This is a genomic window from Burkholderia sp. SJZ089, assembly GCF_007828315.1.
Lineage (GTDB): Bacteria > Pseudomonadota > Gammaproteobacteria > Burkholderiales > Burkholderiaceae > Burkholderia > Burkholderia gladioli.
In genome coordinates, this window is record NZ_VIUM01000002.1 from 431858 (window position 1) to 447552 (window position 15695).

General features: G+C 62.1%; 14 protein-coding genes, 1 pseudogene and 1 other annotated feature. Of the genes and pseudogenes, 8 read left to right on the forward strand and 7 right to left on the reverse strand.

All coding sequences use genetic code 11. From position 1 onward, the window contains the following. The first annotated feature begins 108 nt into the window (after positions 1 to 108). The 6 genes from FB600_RS04985 to FB600_RS05010 all read left to right on the forward strand — a co-directional run bounded on the left by FB600_RS04985 (position 109) and on the right by FB600_RS05010 (position 8393). Positions 109 to 612, forward strand: coding sequence for a hypothetical protein (locus tag FB600_RS04985; RefSeq protein ID WP_145756327.1), 504 nt, complete (start codon positions 109 to 111; stop codon positions 610 to 612). A 388-nt stretch (positions 613 to 1000) separates the two neighbouring features. Then, a complete protein-coding gene (locus FB600_RS04990; RefSeq protein WP_315898283.1) occupies positions 1001 to 4459 on the forward strand; it encodes a type VI secretion system Vgr family protein in 3459 nt (1152 codons plus the stop codon). Then, the gene (locus FB600_RS04995; RefSeq protein WP_145756328.1) at positions 4395 to 4874 is read left to right on the forward strand and encodes a hypothetical protein; all 480 of its coding nucleotides are present in this window, start codon (positions 4395 to 4397) and stop codon (positions 4872 to 4874) included. The genes FB600_RS04990 and FB600_RS04995 overlap by 65 nt, the downstream gene beginning before the upstream one ends. Before the next feature lie 47 nt (positions 4875 to 4921). Next, complete coding sequence (locus tag FB600_RS05000) at positions 4922 to 6325, forward strand: N-acetylmuramidase domain-containing protein (RefSeq protein ID WP_145756329.1); 1404 nt, start codon at positions 4922 to 4924, stop codon at positions 6323 to 6325. Continuing rightward, entirely contained in the window at positions 6322 to 6960 is a 639-nt protein-coding gene (locus tag FB600_RS05005) for a hypothetical protein (protein ID WP_127841002.1), read from the forward strand. The genes FB600_RS05000 and FB600_RS05005 overlap by 4 nt, the downstream gene beginning before the upstream one ends. Before the next feature lie 117 nt (positions 6961 to 7077). Then, positions 7078 to 7193: a sequence feature (AL1L pseudoknot), on the forward strand. 363 nt (positions 7194 to 7556) lie between these two features. After that, positions 7557 to 8393, forward strand: coding sequence for an alpha/beta fold hydrolase (locus FB600_RS05010; RefSeq protein ID WP_017919115.1), 837 nt, complete (start codon positions 7557 to 7559; stop codon positions 8391 to 8393). A gap of 88 nt (positions 8394 to 8481) precedes the next feature. Here FB600_RS05010 and FB600_RS05015 read toward each other — a convergent pair whose 3' ends face one another. Then, a complete protein-coding gene (locus FB600_RS05015; protein WP_013699595.1) occupies positions 8482 to 9048 on the reverse strand; it encodes a GNAT family N-acetyltransferase in 567 nt (188 codons plus the stop codon). A 58-nt stretch (positions 9049 to 9106) separates the two neighbouring features. On the opposite strand from FB600_RS05015, the gene FB600_RS05020 reads away from it, so the two are divergent. Further along, complete coding sequence (locus FB600_RS05020) at positions 9107 to 9550, forward strand: hypothetical protein (RefSeq protein WP_145756330.1); 444 nt, start codon at positions 9107 to 9109, stop codon at positions 9548 to 9550. Between the two features lie 4 nt (positions 9551 to 9554). Here FB600_RS05020 and FB600_RS05025 read toward each other — a convergent pair whose 3' ends face one another. Further along, positions 9555 to 10067: an IclR family transcriptional regulator C-terminal domain-containing protein gene (locus tag FB600_RS05025; protein ID WP_145756331.1), complete on the reverse strand. Its 513-nt coding sequence runs from the start codon at positions 10065 to 10067 to the stop codon at positions 9555 to 9557. A gap of 65 nt (positions 10068 to 10132) precedes the next feature. Here FB600_RS05025 and FB600_RS05030 point away from each other — a divergent pair, with 65 nt between their 5' ends. Beyond that, on the forward strand, positions 10133 to 10618 hold the full coding sequence (locus FB600_RS05030; protein WP_046581947.1) for a GNAT family N-acetyltransferase: 486 nt from the start codon (positions 10133 to 10135) through the stop codon (positions 10616 to 10618). 89 nt (positions 10619 to 10707) lie between these two features. Here the strand turns inward: FB600_RS05030 and FB600_RS05035 are convergent, their stop codons facing one another. From FB600_RS05035 to FB600_RS37480, 5 genes and pseudogenes are all read right to left on the reverse strand, one after another. After that, on the reverse strand, positions 10708 to 12711 hold the full coding sequence (locus FB600_RS05035; RefSeq protein ID WP_127841000.1) for a hypothetical protein: 2004 nt from the start codon (positions 12709 to 12711) through the stop codon (positions 10708 to 10710). A 189-nt stretch (positions 12712 to 12900) separates the two neighbouring features. Then, entirely contained in the window at positions 12901 to 13236 is a 336-nt protein-coding gene (locus FB600_RS05040; RefSeq protein ID WP_013699603.1) for a ribbon-helix-helix domain-containing protein, read from the reverse strand. 33 nt (positions 13237 to 13269) lie between these two features. Then, complete coding sequence (locus tag FB600_RS05045; RefSeq protein ID WP_013699604.1) at positions 13270 to 14856, reverse strand: GMC family oxidoreductase; 1587 nt, start codon at positions 14854 to 14856, stop codon at positions 13270 to 13272. A gap of 17 nt (positions 14857 to 14873) precedes the next feature. Further along, positions 14874 to 15485, reverse strand: coding sequence for a twin-arginine translocation signal domain-containing protein (locus FB600_RS05050; RefSeq protein ID WP_046581859.1), 612 nt, complete (start codon positions 15483 to 15485; stop codon positions 14874 to 14876). After that, a pseudogene (locus FB600_RS37480) lies at positions 15482 to 15695 on the reverse strand (hypothetical protein); the annotation flags it as partial. The gene FB600_RS05050 and the pseudogene FB600_RS37480, both read right to left, overlap by 4 nt.

The following is a 15695-nucleotide window of genomic DNA, read 5'->3' on the forward strand; positions in this document are numbered from 1 at the left end:
GCGGAACAGGTGTTCGAGTGGTCGAGCGACCGCGAATCGAGACATCGCACACGCAGGACATCAGCGTCCGGCCCTCTTACTCAACTCCCATATCGGCAAAAGATTTCGATGAAAACCAACGCCAGGATATTTCCGTTGCTGTCCAGCATCGCCCTGCTGGCAAGTTGCGCACCGCCGCCGCCCCCCTGCGATCAGCTTTGCCAAAACATCAACATGGACAGGATGTCGGTATCGGCCGGCATGCTGGATCCACGGTTCCTACAATATGACCTGGCGGAACAAAAAGCCAGGCAAGACCTGAAGCAGGCTACCGCCGCTCACGATACGCACCGTGCACAGGTGCTGCAGGCGGTGATCGATGACATCACGAAGAAACGCAATGCGCTCGATATCGCGCAGCGCCCTCAGGCTCAGCGCCAGCTTCAGGAGCAACGGCAAAGGCTCATCGAGACCATGCATAACGCGCCGCCCATGTCGAACGTGGATCCGGGGGCGTATGCGCGTTCGCGAGCGCCGGTGCAAGGCTGGGACGATAGCGAGGAAATCAAGCGACGCGCCCTGGAGCAGCAGCAACAGTTCGATGACATGGTGCGGCGGGAACATGGGCAGTGAGCTGCCCTGACCAGATCGACGGAACAAATGGCATCGACCGTCGGACTCCATGGGTCACCATTACGGTGTCCCCTGTCGCAGGCGTATCGGCAGTTACAAGTCAAAAAAACGACTCGGATATGGCGACGCACATGGATTATGAATGATTGCTTCCTGCGTCAAGTACGCGAGCATCGAAGCTATCCCGGCGACAGCACATGAGAGGATGGACGCAAGTTTTCCGAGATTCCGCCATCAAGCCGACATCGCTCAATTCCTTCAAATTCATTTCACCCCAAAATTCTCACGAAGCGTCGATACCGTTAGAATCCTCTGACAAGTTGGAATCGAGGAGCCGTCCTCGCGAGAGATCAGGCCGCGGCAAGGCCGACAACAAGATGGGTAACGAATGAACCTGACCGATTTGACTCAAGCCCTCCAGGGCGGCCTGATTCAGCAAGACCGTCTCATCAAAGCTGACATTCCGTCGTTGCCAGCCAACACGATGGTGCCGTGTCGAGTCCTAACTGATGCGAAACTCGGGCGCGACTTCAGCGTGACGCTCGACATGATCTCGACGGCAAGCGACGTCGAACTCAAAGCGGTGATCGCCCAGCCGATGACGCTATGGATTCAGCAGGCAGACAAATCCTACCTTCCGACCAACGGCTACATTCATACCGCGCGCCGACTCGGTGCCGACGGCAGCTTCACTGCCTATCAGTTGGTGTTCGCCTCGTGGATGCACTTCCTGCGATTCCGCAGCGACATGCGGTACTGGCAGAATCAATCAATCGACGCGATCATCACCGATGTATTCAATCAGCATCCACAGGCTCAGGGGCATTTCCAGTTCGCGTTGTCGAAGCCATTGCCGTCGCGGTCGTATTGCCGCCAGAGCGAATCCGACTGGAACTTCGTGCATCGATTGATGGAAGAGGAGGGGCTGTTCGGCTTCTGGCGGCAGAGCAAGGATGGTAAATCGCATACATTGGTCGTGACCGACGACGTTCATTCACTCGACGACATATCGATCAACCCCATTGAGTTTTACAGATCTGGCGCGGGCAGTGAAGTAGATGCGTTCACGCAGTGGATGGGTTCGCGCACCTTGCAGAGCTCAATGCATACGACACGCACATTTGACTACAAGGCCCCATCGTCCTCTGCCAACCCGAAAGGCACCACCCTACCTACCATGGCGGGACAGGGCAATCTGCCGGAGCAGGCGGAAATCTACGAATACACGGGCGCCTACACCTATGGCCGCCAGGATCGCGGCGAATATCTCTCCAAAATTCGGCTGGAAGAATGGGAGTCGCGCGCGAAGCGTTTTTTTGCAGCAGGCGGCGTACGCAGTATCGACGCGGGTTTGCGGTTCGAATTGAACGGTCACCCGGAGCACGATCGCGATCCTACCGCTCAGCGCGAGTTTGCGGCGATCAAAGTGCGGCGCTACGTCGAGAACAACCTGCCGTTGTCAAAGCAGGAGGCACACTTCCCGCACAGCCTACAAATGGCGCTGAGGCACGCCAAGTCTGGATATGCGGGCATTGCCATCAATCACGATGACGGATCGGCGGGCTTCTATCTTGCAGAAGTTGAAGCGCAACGCATTACGGTGCCTTACCGCAGCCCGTTCGAACACAAGAAACCAGAAATGCATCTGGAGACGGCCATCGTCGTTGGCCCGAGCGGCGAGGAGGTTTATACGGATGAACTCAATCGCGTCAAGGTACGCTTCATCTGGGATCGCCTGAACGACGGCGATGAGCGTGCGTCATGCTGGGTGCGCGTCGCGCAGTCCGATACCGGTGGAGGTTACGGCGGTGTGCATATGCCCCGCGTCGGCGAGGAGGTAATCGTTGGTTACGTCGGTGGCGATTGTGACCGGCCGATTGTATTGCACCGCATCTACAACGGCGCGGTGAAGCCCCAGTGGCACAGCAACGGCATCCTATCGGGCCACCGCTCAAAGGAATATGGCGGCAACGGATACAACCAGATGGTAATGGACGATGCCACGGGTCAGAATCGCGTGCAACTGATGAGCAGTAGCGCAAATAGCCTGCTTCATCTCGGGTACCTGATTGACCAGAGCGGTAACTCGCGCGGCGCCTACCTTGGCAACGGCTTCGACCTGCGGACCGACGACTACGGCGCGGTGCGCGCCAGCCGGGGCCTCTACATCACCACACATCCGAAGTCGCCCAACAGTCAGCCGTTGGACGTGAGAGAAACGCAGCAGCAACTCGTTAATGCCGAGAGTATCGTCGAGTCGTTGTCTCAGATCAGCGAGCAACATCAGGCCGAAAGCCTTCAAGGCGCCCAGGACACAATGCGCGCACTGACCAACGCGACCCAGAACAGCGTGAACGGAGCTATGGGGGGCGGAGGCAACACGGCGGGCGGCGGTACAGGTAATGCCAATGTGTTCCAGCAGCCGGTGATGGTATTCGGCAGCCCAGCCGCGATTGGCTTGTCTTCGCAACAATCAATCCATAGCGCCGCCACCGAGCACATCAACCTAGTAAGCGGGCAGAGCACGCACATCGCTGCCGGGAAATCACTGATCGCCAGTATTGGCGAAAAATTGAGCCTGTTCGTACAGAATGCAGGAATGAAGCTGTTTTCCGCCAAGGGCAAGATTGAAATCCAGGCACACGCGGACAACATCGAAATGACGGCCCAGAAAGCGGTCAAGGTCTTGTCGGCAACACAAAACATCGAAGTCGCCGGCAAGCAGGAGATTTTGATCACGTCTGGGGGCGCCTACATACGCCTCAAGGACGGCAACATCGAGATCCATGCACCAGGAAAGATTGATATTAAAGGTGCTCAGCATATTTTCAATGGCCCCGCGCAGCAATCGTATCCATTGCCTGCCCTGCCGATTCCAAGCGACATGAAGCGCTTCAGCAATCGACTCGACATGTCCGGCCTGGACGCGATTGCCGCATCGGACGGAACCACGCACGCTTGGGCCAATGCGCCGTATTACGTTGCTACGGCAAGCGGAACCATCATAGCGAGCGGCACGACCGATGCATTCGGTAATGGCGAACGCTTTTTCACACGCGAGCAAGAGCCGGTTGATATCTGGATGGAAAAGGATGAATGGCTCGCGACCGAAGAAATACAATCGCCGACTCCCTCGCCTCAGTCGACTACACCCGATTGCTCGTATCTTGACGGTACGAAAGGCCGTATCGACGCACCCGCCGATTTCTACAGCAAAAAAAACACTGTGACGTTGTCCAAGGGTAGCGACACAAAGTTTACCTTTCCGGGTGGCAGGCAGCAGGACGCAACACTGTACAACGCGAAGGTGAACGATCACCCCGTGGATATTTATGTGCCTAAGAGTAGCGCCCCGACCGGTACCGCCGTGCCAGATCAGCAAGCTATTGCCAAGGCGCTAGAATCGGCGCCCCCTCAACAGCTCGAGCAATTGAGCAAGGTCTCAATTAATCCTGGCCCGAATCCGCAGGATGCGGTCTGGCAAAAGATCTACAACAAGCCTGATTTCTATTCAGCAGCAACGGCCAGCGTCGCGCAAGGTGTGGCGTTCTACCCGTGGAAAGACTGGACGTCCATTCCACAGCAATATATCGACAGCACGATGATCCACGAGACGGGCCATCTGTGGAGCGAGACTCTCTGGAAGGACCCAGCGCTGAAAAAGGGCTATCTGGATGCGATCAAGAAGGACGGTCAGGTACCATCTGCCTATGCTGGTAGCAACCCTAACGAAGACTTTGCTGAATCGGCGAACATGTATTGGTCGAGCAAAGGCACGCCGTGTGAACAAGAAGGACGAAAGCGCTATCCTGCCCGCTATGAATACTTTGACCAAATCGCCGATTAAACGCCACCTGCTGGCCGCAACACTGATGACCGCACTACTGACGTGCGGCTGCACAACGAATGTATTGGGAGCCAACGCGATGTCCAAACCACTTCCAGCGGGAGCTCAGGCCCCCAACACACCGCATCCGGGCACGATTGTCGTGAAGTACGCCTGGAACCATTCGAAGGAAGTGATGCCTGCCAGCGGGTTGCCCGAGTCGTTCATATTCCGCTGCTCGGATGCCGACGGCAACCCGACTGAGCGCAGTGCCGCTGCCTGGTGTATCCCCGTCGTCGAAATCGAGACCGTTTCGACCGACGCAAGCGGCCATCCCATCGCCCCTAAAGATGCCGCCTCGATTACAACTTCCGTGTATGGTCCCGACCACACGTTTATCGAGCACGTAGTATCCGGAACGCCGCCGGCAAAATAAATCTCGGCGGGGATACCTCACCAGCATGCAATAAGGGAATTCTCACCATGACTGATGACGCGTCGACATATACCGTAAAACCGAACGATACGTTGAGTGGAATCGCCAAGACGAAGGGCGTGCCCTGGACCGAAATCGCGAAACTCAACGATATTCACGACCCTCGTGCGCTACGCGTTGGCACACGGCTGCGCATGCCTGCCAAAAGCGGCAAGATCAATGCGAATACACTCGACGCTGAGCATAACCCGCTGCCTGATGCCGCCTATAAGATCCGCTGCGGAGAACGGGAAATTTGCGGACGCACATCGAAAGCCGGCCAGTTGGCCGAATTCGTGCCTGACTTCGCAGGACAGACTGTAGAAATATTCTTCCAGAAGCTAAGCGGCGAGTGGAAGAAGGTCTACGAAACAGTGTCTGAGGATGTGAACAAGCTCGTGACGCTCGTAAGCCCACGATTGAAGATCAAAACGCAAACCGAAGCCCACCCACAAGACGACAAGGCTCAGCATGCGCCCCCTCAGCCACGCCCCAAGGCGCCAGCAGCAGGTGACCAGACCGACTCGTCGTTTGGTCCCGGCAAGGGCGTAAAAAAACAGCAAACCAATGACGCGGGCGGCGCCACAAATACGAAAGTCACGAGTGACGACGCATCGCTTGACGAATTCCTCGACAAGTACACGGGAGATCCGATCACTGAGGCTGATTTCGCCGACGCTGCAAAGCAACTTGGCTGCAAGGTGAACGTGATCAAGGCAGTTCACGAAACTGAGGTTCGAGGTGGCAGCTTCACAACGGTCGATGGACGCAAGGTGCCAACGATCCTCTACGAGCGTCACTATTTCTACAGGCTCACGGGCGGCAAGTACTGGGATACGAATCCTGACCTCTCCTACCCGGTCGGCTACTATCAAGCTAAGACCAAGTACATCAAGAAAAAGATGTCTCTCAAGGGAGAGGATGGCAAGCAGCACGACGTCGATGTCTGGGTGCATTTCAGCAAAAAGAAAGACAAGGGGCATGAGGATGAGGCTGAAACCGCGACAGAACTGGTCGACGATGGTGTGCTGACAAAGGAACGTGACATGTATGGGACATTTAGCTATCGGCGCCTGCGCAAAGCCTATCGGCTTGACTCTTCAGCTGCACTGAAGTCATGCTCATGGGGCGCATTTCAGATCATGGGCGCAAACTACTCGATGGTAGGCTACGGCAGTGTCGAGGAGATGGTTCGAGAGATGTCGAAATCCGAGCGAGCACACTTGAAGGCCTTTGTCGCGTTCGTAAAGGCAAGCCCGGCTCTCGTAAAAGCGGTCAAGGATGAGGATTTCACAGCTTTTGCCAAAGGCTACAACGGCTCGGGCTACAAAGATAATAAATACGACAGCAAGATGAAGAGCAATTTCGACAAGTTCGAAAAATTTGATGCAGCGAAGAAAGGAACGAAATGAAACGAATCGGTTTGGCAATGGTCGCTGTGCTTGCAGTTACGTCGTCGATCCATACGACAGTATCCGCGGATGAGCTTCGATCAGGTGTCTACGCCTTGCGTAGCATCCCCGGCGCACAATTGGATTATCGAACGCTTTACCTCGTGGTCAACAATGGCAACGTTACGGGTTTCTTCGACAACCCTTCCACCGCACCGGCTGCCAATAATCCGGACCGGGATCCGACTTGCCGCTTCTTGCTGAGGAGTACATCCGTGACTCGAAACGAAGTCGATTTCGCCACGCAATTCAGCGGAGATCGAGGCGAACCGATTTCGGTGGCAGCAAGCGCGAAAGGTGTGTGGTCGGTACGCGTGAATGGCGACCTGCCAAATTGCGATGTCCCAACGATTTCCACAGGAGATTCGTTAACGTTCAGTGCAGCGCGCAGTTGGATTGGATTTGCCTCCATTACTAGCCGACGGGCTCGTTTGTATTCGAAACCTGAAGACTCAGCGATCACTAAGGCTTATCTAGTCAAGGACGACGTTGCCGCAGTGCTCGTACGCAACGGCGATTGGGTGCAAATCGACTACTTCGCCAGCGGTACTGACCTCGTACGCTGGATCAAGCGCGCCGATTTGCAGATGGATTGAACAGATTCCTCGCAGCAAGCCATCGACGCGTCGTTCCTGTGCAATGCACGGTTACAAGACTTTGGAGCGTGAGACCAAGGAATTGCACCGGACCGACGAAACTCTCAAACTGGCGAGCGCATTTTCTCTCAGATGGAGTTCGACCGCCGCTTCAAGTCCTGAAGGCCTCTATTAACCAGCATCGCGACACCTTCGGGTTCCAGTTGATCTGCTAGGCCTTGAGGATTATCCCTTCGGCCTACCGACGCCATGCAGCGCAACCGTCCGCCCCGTCACCGCCGTATCGTGCGCTCCTGACAGACATCACCAACCAACCCTGCAAACAAAGCGCGTAAGCGTGTACTGTTCTATCCGGGTGACGACGGACACAAACGCGAAACCGTAAGCGGGCATGCTGGCTTCTGCTGCGCCGGGACCTGATTCGCTGGCCATCGAAGCACGCGTAACGCAGCCCCACGCGCTCCGCGACCAACCCCAGTTCTCACGCAGCCCAGCCGAGCACCGTCGCCCCGTTCCACCCGCACCACCACCAACCCCGCGCCGAGCCCCGCTCGGCCCGGCCCCTGCTCCAAATCTTTCTCAGAGTGAGGATTACCATGCCATTCGTCACCACCAAAGATCAGGTCGAGATTTTCTACAAAGACTGGGGCCCCAAGGACGCGCAGCCCATCGTCTTCCATCATGGCTGGCCCCTGTCCTCGGACGACTGGGACGCGCAACTGCTGTTCTTCGTGCAGAAGGGCTATCGCGTGATCGCTCACGATCGTCGCGGGCATGGCCGCTCGTCGCAGGTATCGGACGGGCACGACATGGACCATTACGCGGCCGACGCCTTCGCCGTGGTCGAGGCGCTCGACCTGAAGAACGCCGTCCACATCGGCCACTCGACCGGCGGCGGTGAAGTCGCCCGCTATGTCGCCAAGCATGGCGAGCCGGCCGGGCGCGTCGCGAAGGCGGTGCTGGTCAGCGCGGTGCCGCCGCTCATGCTGAAGACCGATGCCAACCCCGAAGGCCTGCCCATCGAAGTGTTCGACGGCTTCCGCAAGGCACTGGCCGACAACCGCGCGCAGTTCTTCCTCGACGTGCCGAGCGGCCCGTTCTATGGCTTCAATCGCCCGGGCGCGACGGTTCATCAGGGCGTGATCCAGAACTGGTGGCGCCAAGGCATGATCGGCAGCGCGAAGGCGCATTACGAGGGCATCAAGGCCTTCTCGGAAACCGACCAGACCGAGGACCTCAAGGCGATTTCCGTGCCGACCCTGGTGCTGCACGGCGAGGACGACCAGATCGTGCCGATCGCCGACGCCGCGCTGAAGTCCATCAAGCTGCTGAAGAACGGCACGCTGAAGACCTACCCCGGCTTCTCGCACGGCATGCTGACGGTCAATGCCGACGTGCTCAACGCCGACCTGCTCGCCTTCATCCAGTCGTGACGCGGTAATGGAAAAGCGAGTCCGCGAACGCGTGACTCGCTTTTCTCGATACGAATTGATTTTCCGCAGCCTGGCCCGATCGCATCAATCAGGCAGGCTCGCCGCCACGCTCCGCTTCCGCGCAGACAAACTCCATCTCGACCAGCGGAAACCTGACATCCCCCGGCAACAGGAAGTCGAGCCGCTCGCGCGCCTGGAAACCGTATTTCGCGTAGAAGTGCTGCCCAGTCAGCGTCGCCGTCAGTTGCAGTCGCGTGAAGCCACGTTCCCGCGCCGCCGTTTCGCTTGTCTTCATCAGCAGCGTGGCGATGCCCAGCCGGGCGAATTGCGGATGCACATAAAACGCCCGAATATGCGCCGCCTCGGTAGCCGGGTCGAGACAACCCGCTTCCCGATTCGCGACCGCCTCGCCGCCGAAGGCCTTGCGCCGAAAACTCCAGCCGCCGCAACCGGCAATCACGCCGTCCGACTCGACCACGAAGTAGGTCCGATCCTCGATCAGTTTCCGGTCCACGCCGAACAGCGCGCCGATCGAGAGCCTGCGCTGCTCGTCGGAATACTCGCGCATCATCAGCTCGGTGACGGAATATTCGATCAGCGCCTCGATCGAGGGAATATCCGAGAGTTCGGCATGGCGTGTTTGAAGCTGATTCATCGCGTCTCCTTCGATACTGCGCTATAGCGTAAAAAACGAAAACGCTATCCTGACCGTCATGAATATCTCGACCAGCACTCCCATCCACCATCGCCTGTTGATCTCGACATGGATGTCCGCGGTCCTGGCGTGTGGCTGCACCACGAACGTATCGGGGGGAATCGCGACATCCAAGCCCTTTCCACCTGGTGCCCAGGCGCCGAAGCTGCCGCCCCCGGGCACGATAGCCGTGAAATACGCCTGGAATCACTCGGAAGCGCTGATGCCGGCAAGCGAGCTGCCCGAGTCGTTCATCTTCCACTGCGCGGACGCGAACGGCAATCCGGCGAAGCGCGATTCCGCGGCCTGGTGCATTCCGGTGGTCGAGATCGACACCGTCTCGACCGATGCAGGCGGCCATCCCATCGCCCCCAACGACGCAGCTTCGATCACGACCTCGACATACGGCCCTGGCCACACCTTCATCGAGCACGTCGTGTCCGGCGCACCGCCCGCGAAGTGAAGCGTCACCCCACCCGAAACCCCGCCGCCCCCGCCGCCGCCAGGCTCGCCTCGAACCTGCCGCCATCCCCGCCCAAGGCCACCGTGGCCCGCTTCGCGCCCGCCAGCAAGGCCCTCACCGCCTCGGCCAGGATCGGCGGCAGATCGAAGCGCCCCTTCGGTCCCGACATCGTCAGCGCGCCCACCAGCTCGCCGCTGGACCCGAACACCGGCGCCGACACCGAAGCCGTTTCCGGATCCCGCTCGCCGCGCGACACCGCCAAAGCTGCTCGCGAACCTCGGCCAGCTTCGGCTGGTGCTCCGTGAAGGCCCGCAGCACCTTCCTCGACGCGATACAGCACCAGGCGCTTGTCGTCCTGCCACACGTAGAACGAGGCCGTCTCGGCCAGATCCTGGCTCAGGTGCCGCAGGATCGTGCTCTTGTGACCGCGGATGCCGGCGCCGACCACCGCGCGGCGCTGTTCCGCGGCACCGCGGCGAAGGTCTATCGACTGGGCTGAGCCGCTTCGTGGCTCCATGATTCCGGCACCGCGTGGCGCTCAACAAGCGCCACGCGCGCTCCTATACTGGCCGCAATCCCCTCATGCCGAACCCAGGAGCCCTTGCCGTGAAAGACACGCTCGTCGTCCGTTACGTCACCCCCGCCGATTTCAACGCCTGGCTGCCGCTCTGGAACGGCTACAACGCGTTCTACGGCCGCGTGGGCGAGACGGCGCTGCCCAGGGACATCACCGAGCTGACCTGGCGCCGCTTCTTCGACGGCTACGAGCCGATGCACGCGATGGTGGCGGAATCGGCGGGCGAGATCGTCGGGCTGGTCCACTTCCTCTATCACCGCCACACCACGCTGGCCGGCCCGATCTGCTACCTGCAGGATCTCTATACGCTGGCCTCGGCGCGCGGCAAGGGCGTCGGACGCGCGCTGATCGAGGCTGTCTATCGCGAGGCGAGGCAGGACGGCGCCGAACGCGTCTACTGGCAGACGCACGAAACCAACCAGACGGCGATGAAGCTTTACGACCAGCTCGCCAGCAAGTCGGGCTTCCTGGTGTATCGCCACGCGCTCTGAGCGCGCACGCGAGCGAACGCGCCGCAATCCACCGGCGCGCGCTCGATGCGGGGCGAGCCGAGCCTTGCGCGCCGCCCGCCCCGCCCGGCTCACACGTTGTTGGCGCTGCCGGCGCTGCTGCCGCTCGCCCGGGCCTTGCGCATCAAGGTCATCACGAACGGCAGGCACAGCGCCGTCACCAACGCGCCGCCCACGGCGTTGTTGGCCATCGACGCGTGGAAGTCGCTGTAGCCGTCGGCCGCAATCGCCGCGCCGGCCGCCGCCGAGGTGCCGATCACCGAGCCGAACAGCGACATCCGCGAGATGGTCTTCTCGGCGGCATCGCCCCATTCCGAGCCGGTCGGCCAGTGCAGCTCGTCGTGACCGATCTGCAACTGCGCGGCACCGCTCCAGCCGAGCTTGCCCACCGCCTGCTCGAACACGCTGCCGGCGATCTTGTCGAAGAACTCGCCGCCGGTATTCGCGCCGACATAGGCGAACAACTGCAGCGGCGCCTCCTTGGCGAGCTGCAGCGAAGCTTCGTCGGCCTCGGTCTTGTTGCTCATCTGCGAAATTTCGTGGAGCCTGTCGGCGAAGCCCGCGCCCGACATGCCGCGCGCACCCTGCCCCCAGTTCACGAAGAACTGGTTGAAACCGTAAGGCACGGTGTTCGCCAACTGCGCCACCAAGGGGTTACCCTCGCCGTCGGGGGTGCTCTTGTAGGGCTTCACGGCGTTCACGGTGTCGCGCAATCCGGCATAGACGAAGGTACGCGCGAGCGCGGGCAACTGGTCGCGCAACTGGCCGGTTTCCTTCGCGCTGAGCGCGCTGCTGATCAGCCCGGCGATCTGCAGGCCGTTGCCGATATCGGCAATGTTGGAATTGGTGCCGCGTGCGCGGCGCGACACCATCGCCAGCAGGTTGCCCAGGCCCATCAGCGCGATCAACGCGCCGGCCGCCGCCTCCTGCGCCTTCTCGGTGCCGGGCGCGTTGTTCTGCGCCGCCCGCACCAGACCGCTCACCACCTCGCGGATCGCCGTGGTCAGGCCGACCGCCACCGCCTCGTGGCCGGCGACATGCCCGATATTGGAAGCCCAGCCCTTCAGGTTGGCCACCAGTTGCGCGTTGCCGCCCAGCTCCGAACTGCTCGAGCTTTCCGTGCTGGCGCTCGAGGGCGAGGCTTCGGCTTCATTGGTGGTGGTGTTGCGGGTCCGCAGCGGGATATCGCCTTCGCGCTCGGGCACGTCCTCGGTCTCGATCTGCAGCGAGGGGCGCTGGCTGGACGTCAGGCGCGTGCGCGGCGGCGGCAGCCGCCCCGAGGTGCCGCTGGCCGACGAAGCCGGGCGGCGCAGTGAGGAGTCGCTACTGTCGGGCAGCGGCGGCACGTGCAGGCTCGAAGTCGAGCCGTTGCCCTGCAGCGGCAGATGCAGGCTTTCGCTCGACACACTGCTGCGCAGCGAGGAGTCGCTGCTGTCGGGTAACGGCGGCACGTGCAGGCTCTCGCTCGACACGCTGCTGCGCAGCGAGGAGTCGCTGCTGTCCGGCAACGGCGGCACATGCAGGCTCGAGGACGACGGCGAAGGCGGCTCGGCATGCGGCTGTAGCGCCGCCACCAGCGAGGCCATGAACTCGATCGCCTCGTCGGCGTTCCTCACTGCTTCGTTGAGTTGGGCCTCGGCCTGCGCGGGCGTGGCTGCCGGGGCCGACGGCGGGAGGTGCGGATCGTCGAGCGCGAGCGAGCTGATCGAGCTGGTGGGGCTCGACTCGCCCGAGCCGTTGATCTGTTCCTCCACCGCGTGCTGGACGTGCTGCGCCATCCTGGCCTGCAGCGGCGACAGGTTCGCCGGCGGCGATTCGACCATGCCGTGACGCGCGGCCAGCGCGCTGTCGGAGGCGCTGCGCGCGAGCGACGACGCGCCCGTCTGCACCGGCGTGCCACCATTCAGCGAGCTCGGTCGCTGGCGGCGGCGCTGCATGGCCAGGGCCGGGTTGTTCTGCTGCTGCGTGGCCCGGGCCGGCTCGTTGATGACGGGCGTGGTGCCGTGCTGCGACGACGGCTCGGCAGTTGTCGGGACCGGGCTGGTGCGCCCGCTGATCAGGGGAGACGGAGGCATGACGGAACTCGCTGACGCGTTGTAAGTGCCGTCACTATAGGAATTCGGCGCGGCCGTCACGGCGGCGACACGAAGTGCGTCACCGGGATGCGAACGCAGCGAGACAGGCTGGTCACGCCCGAAGCAAAGGGCAGGATCCCGGGAGCCGCGCATCGCGCAGCCCCCCGGGCCTGCCGCGGGGCGCTGCCCCTATCGCCCGGCCTCCACCACCTTCAGCCGGGCCGCGCCGGGCGGCGCGTCGCCGGCGGCCTGGTTGCGCGCGCTGCTCACCGACAGGTAGCGCATGCAGCACACGCGCAGGAACGAGGCGAAGTTGAGCGGCTCCTCGCCGCGCAGCGCCACCAGCTCGTCATGCAGCTTGGCGGCGAACTGGCTGGTGGTCATGTCCTCGCGATTGGCGATCTCCTGCAGCACGTCCCAGAACAGGTTCTCCAGGCGCACCGTGGTGACCACCCCGTGTATCCGGATCGCGCGCGTGCGCGATTCGTAGAGGATGGGATCCGCGTTGATGTAGACACTGCACATGCGAACAGTCTCCTTGAGAGGGGCCCGCGCCGCTCACAGCTCGCGCCGTTTGATGCGCCCGGCGATATGGTCGGCCTGGCGGATCGCCAGCGTGACGATGGTCAGGGTCGGATTCTCCGCCGCGCCGGTGGTGAACTGGCTGCCGTCCGAGATGAACAGGTTGGCGATGTCGTGGGTCTGCCCGAAACCGTTGCAGACCCCGTCTTCCGCGCGCGCGCTCATGCGGGCCGTGCCGAGATTATGCGTCGAAGGATAGGGCGGCACACGATAGACCGTCTTCGCGCCCGCCGCCTCGTAGACGGCGCTGCCCTGCCGGAAACCGTGCTCGCGCATCGCCTCGTCGTTGGGGTGATCGTCGAAATGCACGTTCGCCACCGGCAGGCCGTATTGGTCCTTCACCGCGTGATTGAGCGTGATGCGGTTCGAGGCGCGCGGCATGTCCTCGCCGACGATCCACATGCCGGCCGTGTACGGATAGGCATCCATGGCCTGGGTGAAATCGCTGCCCCAGGCGCCCGGGTTCAGGAAGGCGGCGTAGAAGGGCAGGCCCAGCGAGATGGTCTCCATGTGATAGCCGCCGGCGAAGCCGCGCTTGGTATCGAACCGCGCCTCGTCCTCGATGATGCCGGCCATGGTGGTGCCCTTGTACATCTCCACCTTCTTGTCGAACACCGCGTAGACCGAGCCGGTGGTATGGCGCATGTAGTTGCGCCCCACCTGCCCCGAGGAATTGGCGAGCCCGTCCGGGTAGCGGCTCGAGGCCGAGGCCAGCAGCAGCCGCGGCGTCTCGATCGAGTTGCCGGCCACCGCCACCACGCGCGCCTTCTGGCGCTGCAGGCGGCCCTTCGCGTCGTAGTAGAGCACGGCGCTCGCCTTGCCGTGCGCGTCGTGCTCGATGCGCGCCACGTGCGAGTTCGGCCGCAGCTCCATGTGGCCGGTGGCCTGCGCCCTCGGGATCTCGGTATAGAGCGTCGACCACTTCGCCCCGAAGCGGCAGCCCTGGAAGCAGAAGCCGCGCTGATAGCAGTGGCTGCGATCGTCGCGATTGGTGCTGTTGATCGCCATGTGACCGGTATTGCACTCGCGATAGCCGAGCTTGCTCGCGCCGGCGTGCATCACCTTGAAGTTGTTGTTGCCGGGCAGGCCCGGCCAGCCATTTGTACGCGTCACGCCCATCTTCTTCTCGGCGCGGTCGTAGTAGGGATCGAGTTCCTCGCGCGTGACCGGCCAGTCGAGCAGCGAGGCGCCCTCGATCGCGCCGTAGTGGGTGCGCGCCTTGAACTCGTGCGGCTGGATCCGCAGGCTCGCGCCGGCCCAGTGCGTGGTGGTGCCGCCCACCGTCTTGCAGATCCATGCCGGCAGCGTGGGGAAGTCTCGCGCCACGCGCCAGGAGCCCGAGGTGGTGCGCGGGTCGAGCCAGGACAGCAGGTGGAAGGCGTCCCATTCCTCGGTCTTGAAATCGGCCTGGGTGTTCAGCGAGCCGGCCTCCAGCACCACCACGTCGATACCCTGCTGCGCCAGCTCGTTGGCGAGCGTGCCGCCGCCCGCGCCGGAGCCGATGATCACCACCACGTTGCCGTCGTCATGCGAAAAGCGCTTGCCAGCTTGTTGCGTTGCCATGTCGGTTCTCCCAGGGGTCAGGCTGCCGGAACGGGGCCGCTGTCCTGCGGCGCGGGATCGGGCAGCCAGCTCAGGTCGTCGAAGCCCTTGAACAGGTAACCCCCGTCGCCCTCGGCGGCGCCGTAGCCGAAGTGCTTGTAGGCCAGGCCGTTGCTGTAGAGCGAGACCACCGCCGTGCTGCGCACCGTCTCGAAGAACGGCGTGCCGGCGAGCGCGGCGGTGTCCTTGGCCTGCGCGGCGCCGTCCTGTTTGGTCCAGTCGCCGTCGGCCGCCTTCGCGTCGAGTTGCCTGACGCCCTCGGCGAGTTGCCGGCGCGTGGCGGCATCCTTGCGCGCCTTGGCGTCGAGATCCTTCACCACCAGCGCGTAGACGGCATCGTCGAGCGTCGGGTGCGGATAGATCTGCCGCGTCAGCGCCAGCAGCACCGCGCCCTGGTGCGTGTCCAGGCCCTGCAGCTCCAGGGCCCAGACCCGGCTCGGCGCCAGCGCCGCCAGCGACGAGGACAGCGCCAGCGTGCCGATCAGCACGCCGCTTCCCTTGAGCAGCTCGCGGCGCGTGAGCGCGATACGCCGCGGGCCTTCCGCTTCGGCCGGCCCCTGGCGGGCGATGCCGATGGTTTTGCCTTTCATGTGCGTCTCCTTGATTGCGGGCACGGTGTTGCTTGTTGTTGGTCTTGTTCTGATGCGGTGATGCGGTGATGCGGTGATGCAGTGATGCGGTGATGCAGTGATGCGGTGATGCAGTGATGCGGTGATGCAGTGATGCGGTGATGCAGTGATGCGGTGATGCAGTGATGCGGTGATGCAGTGATGCGGTGATGCAGTGATGCGGTGATGCAG

Coding starts and splice junctions, on each gene's coding strand:
- FB600_RS05020 (WP_145756330.1), top strand. CDS start 9,107: ATGAATATCTCGACCAGCACTCCCATCCACCATCGCCTGTTGATCTCG.
- FB600_RS05045 (WP_013699604.1), bottom strand. CDS start 14,856: ATGGCAACGCAACAAGCTGGCAAGCGCTTTTCGCATGACGACGGCAAC.
- FB600_RS05010 (WP_017919115.1), top strand. CDS start 7,557: ATGCCATTCGTCACCACCAAAGATCAGGTCGAGATTTTCTACAAAGAC.
- FB600_RS05025 (WP_145756331.1), bottom strand. CDS start 10,067: ATGGAGCCACGAAGCGGCTCAGCCCAGTCGATAGACCTTCGCCGCGGT.
- FB600_RS05040 (WP_013699603.1), bottom strand. CDS start 13,236: ATGTGCAGTGTCTACATCAACGCGGATCCCATCCTCTACGAATCGCGC.
- FB600_RS05015 (WP_013699595.1), bottom strand. CDS start 9,048: ATGAATCAGCTTCAAACACGCCATGCCGAACTCTCGGATATTCCCTCG.
- FB600_RS05030 (WP_046581947.1), top strand. CDS start 10,133: ATGCCGAACCCAGGAGCCCTTGCCGTGAAAGACACGCTCGTCGTCCGT.
- FB600_RS05005 (WP_127841002.1), top strand. CDS start 6,322: ATGAAACGAATCGGTTTGGCAATGGTCGCTGTGCTTGCAGTTACGTCG.
- FB600_RS04990 (WP_315898283.1), top strand. CDS start 1,001: ATGAACCTGACCGATTTGACTCAAGCCCTCCAGGGCGGCCTGATTCAG.
- FB600_RS05035 (WP_127841000.1), bottom strand. CDS start 12,711: ATGCCTCCGTCTCCCCTGATCAGCGGGCGCACCAGCCCGGTCCCGACA.
- FB600_RS04985 (WP_145756327.1), top strand. CDS start 109: ATGAAAACCAACGCCAGGATATTTCCGTTGCTGTCCAGCATCGCCCTG.
- FB600_RS05050 (WP_046581859.1), bottom strand. CDS start 15,485: ATGAAAGGCAAAACCATCGGCATCGCCCGCCAGGGGCCGGCCGAAGCG.
- FB600_RS05000 (WP_145756329.1), top strand. CDS start 4,922: ATGACTGATGACGCGTCGACATATACCGTAAAACCGAACGATACGTTG.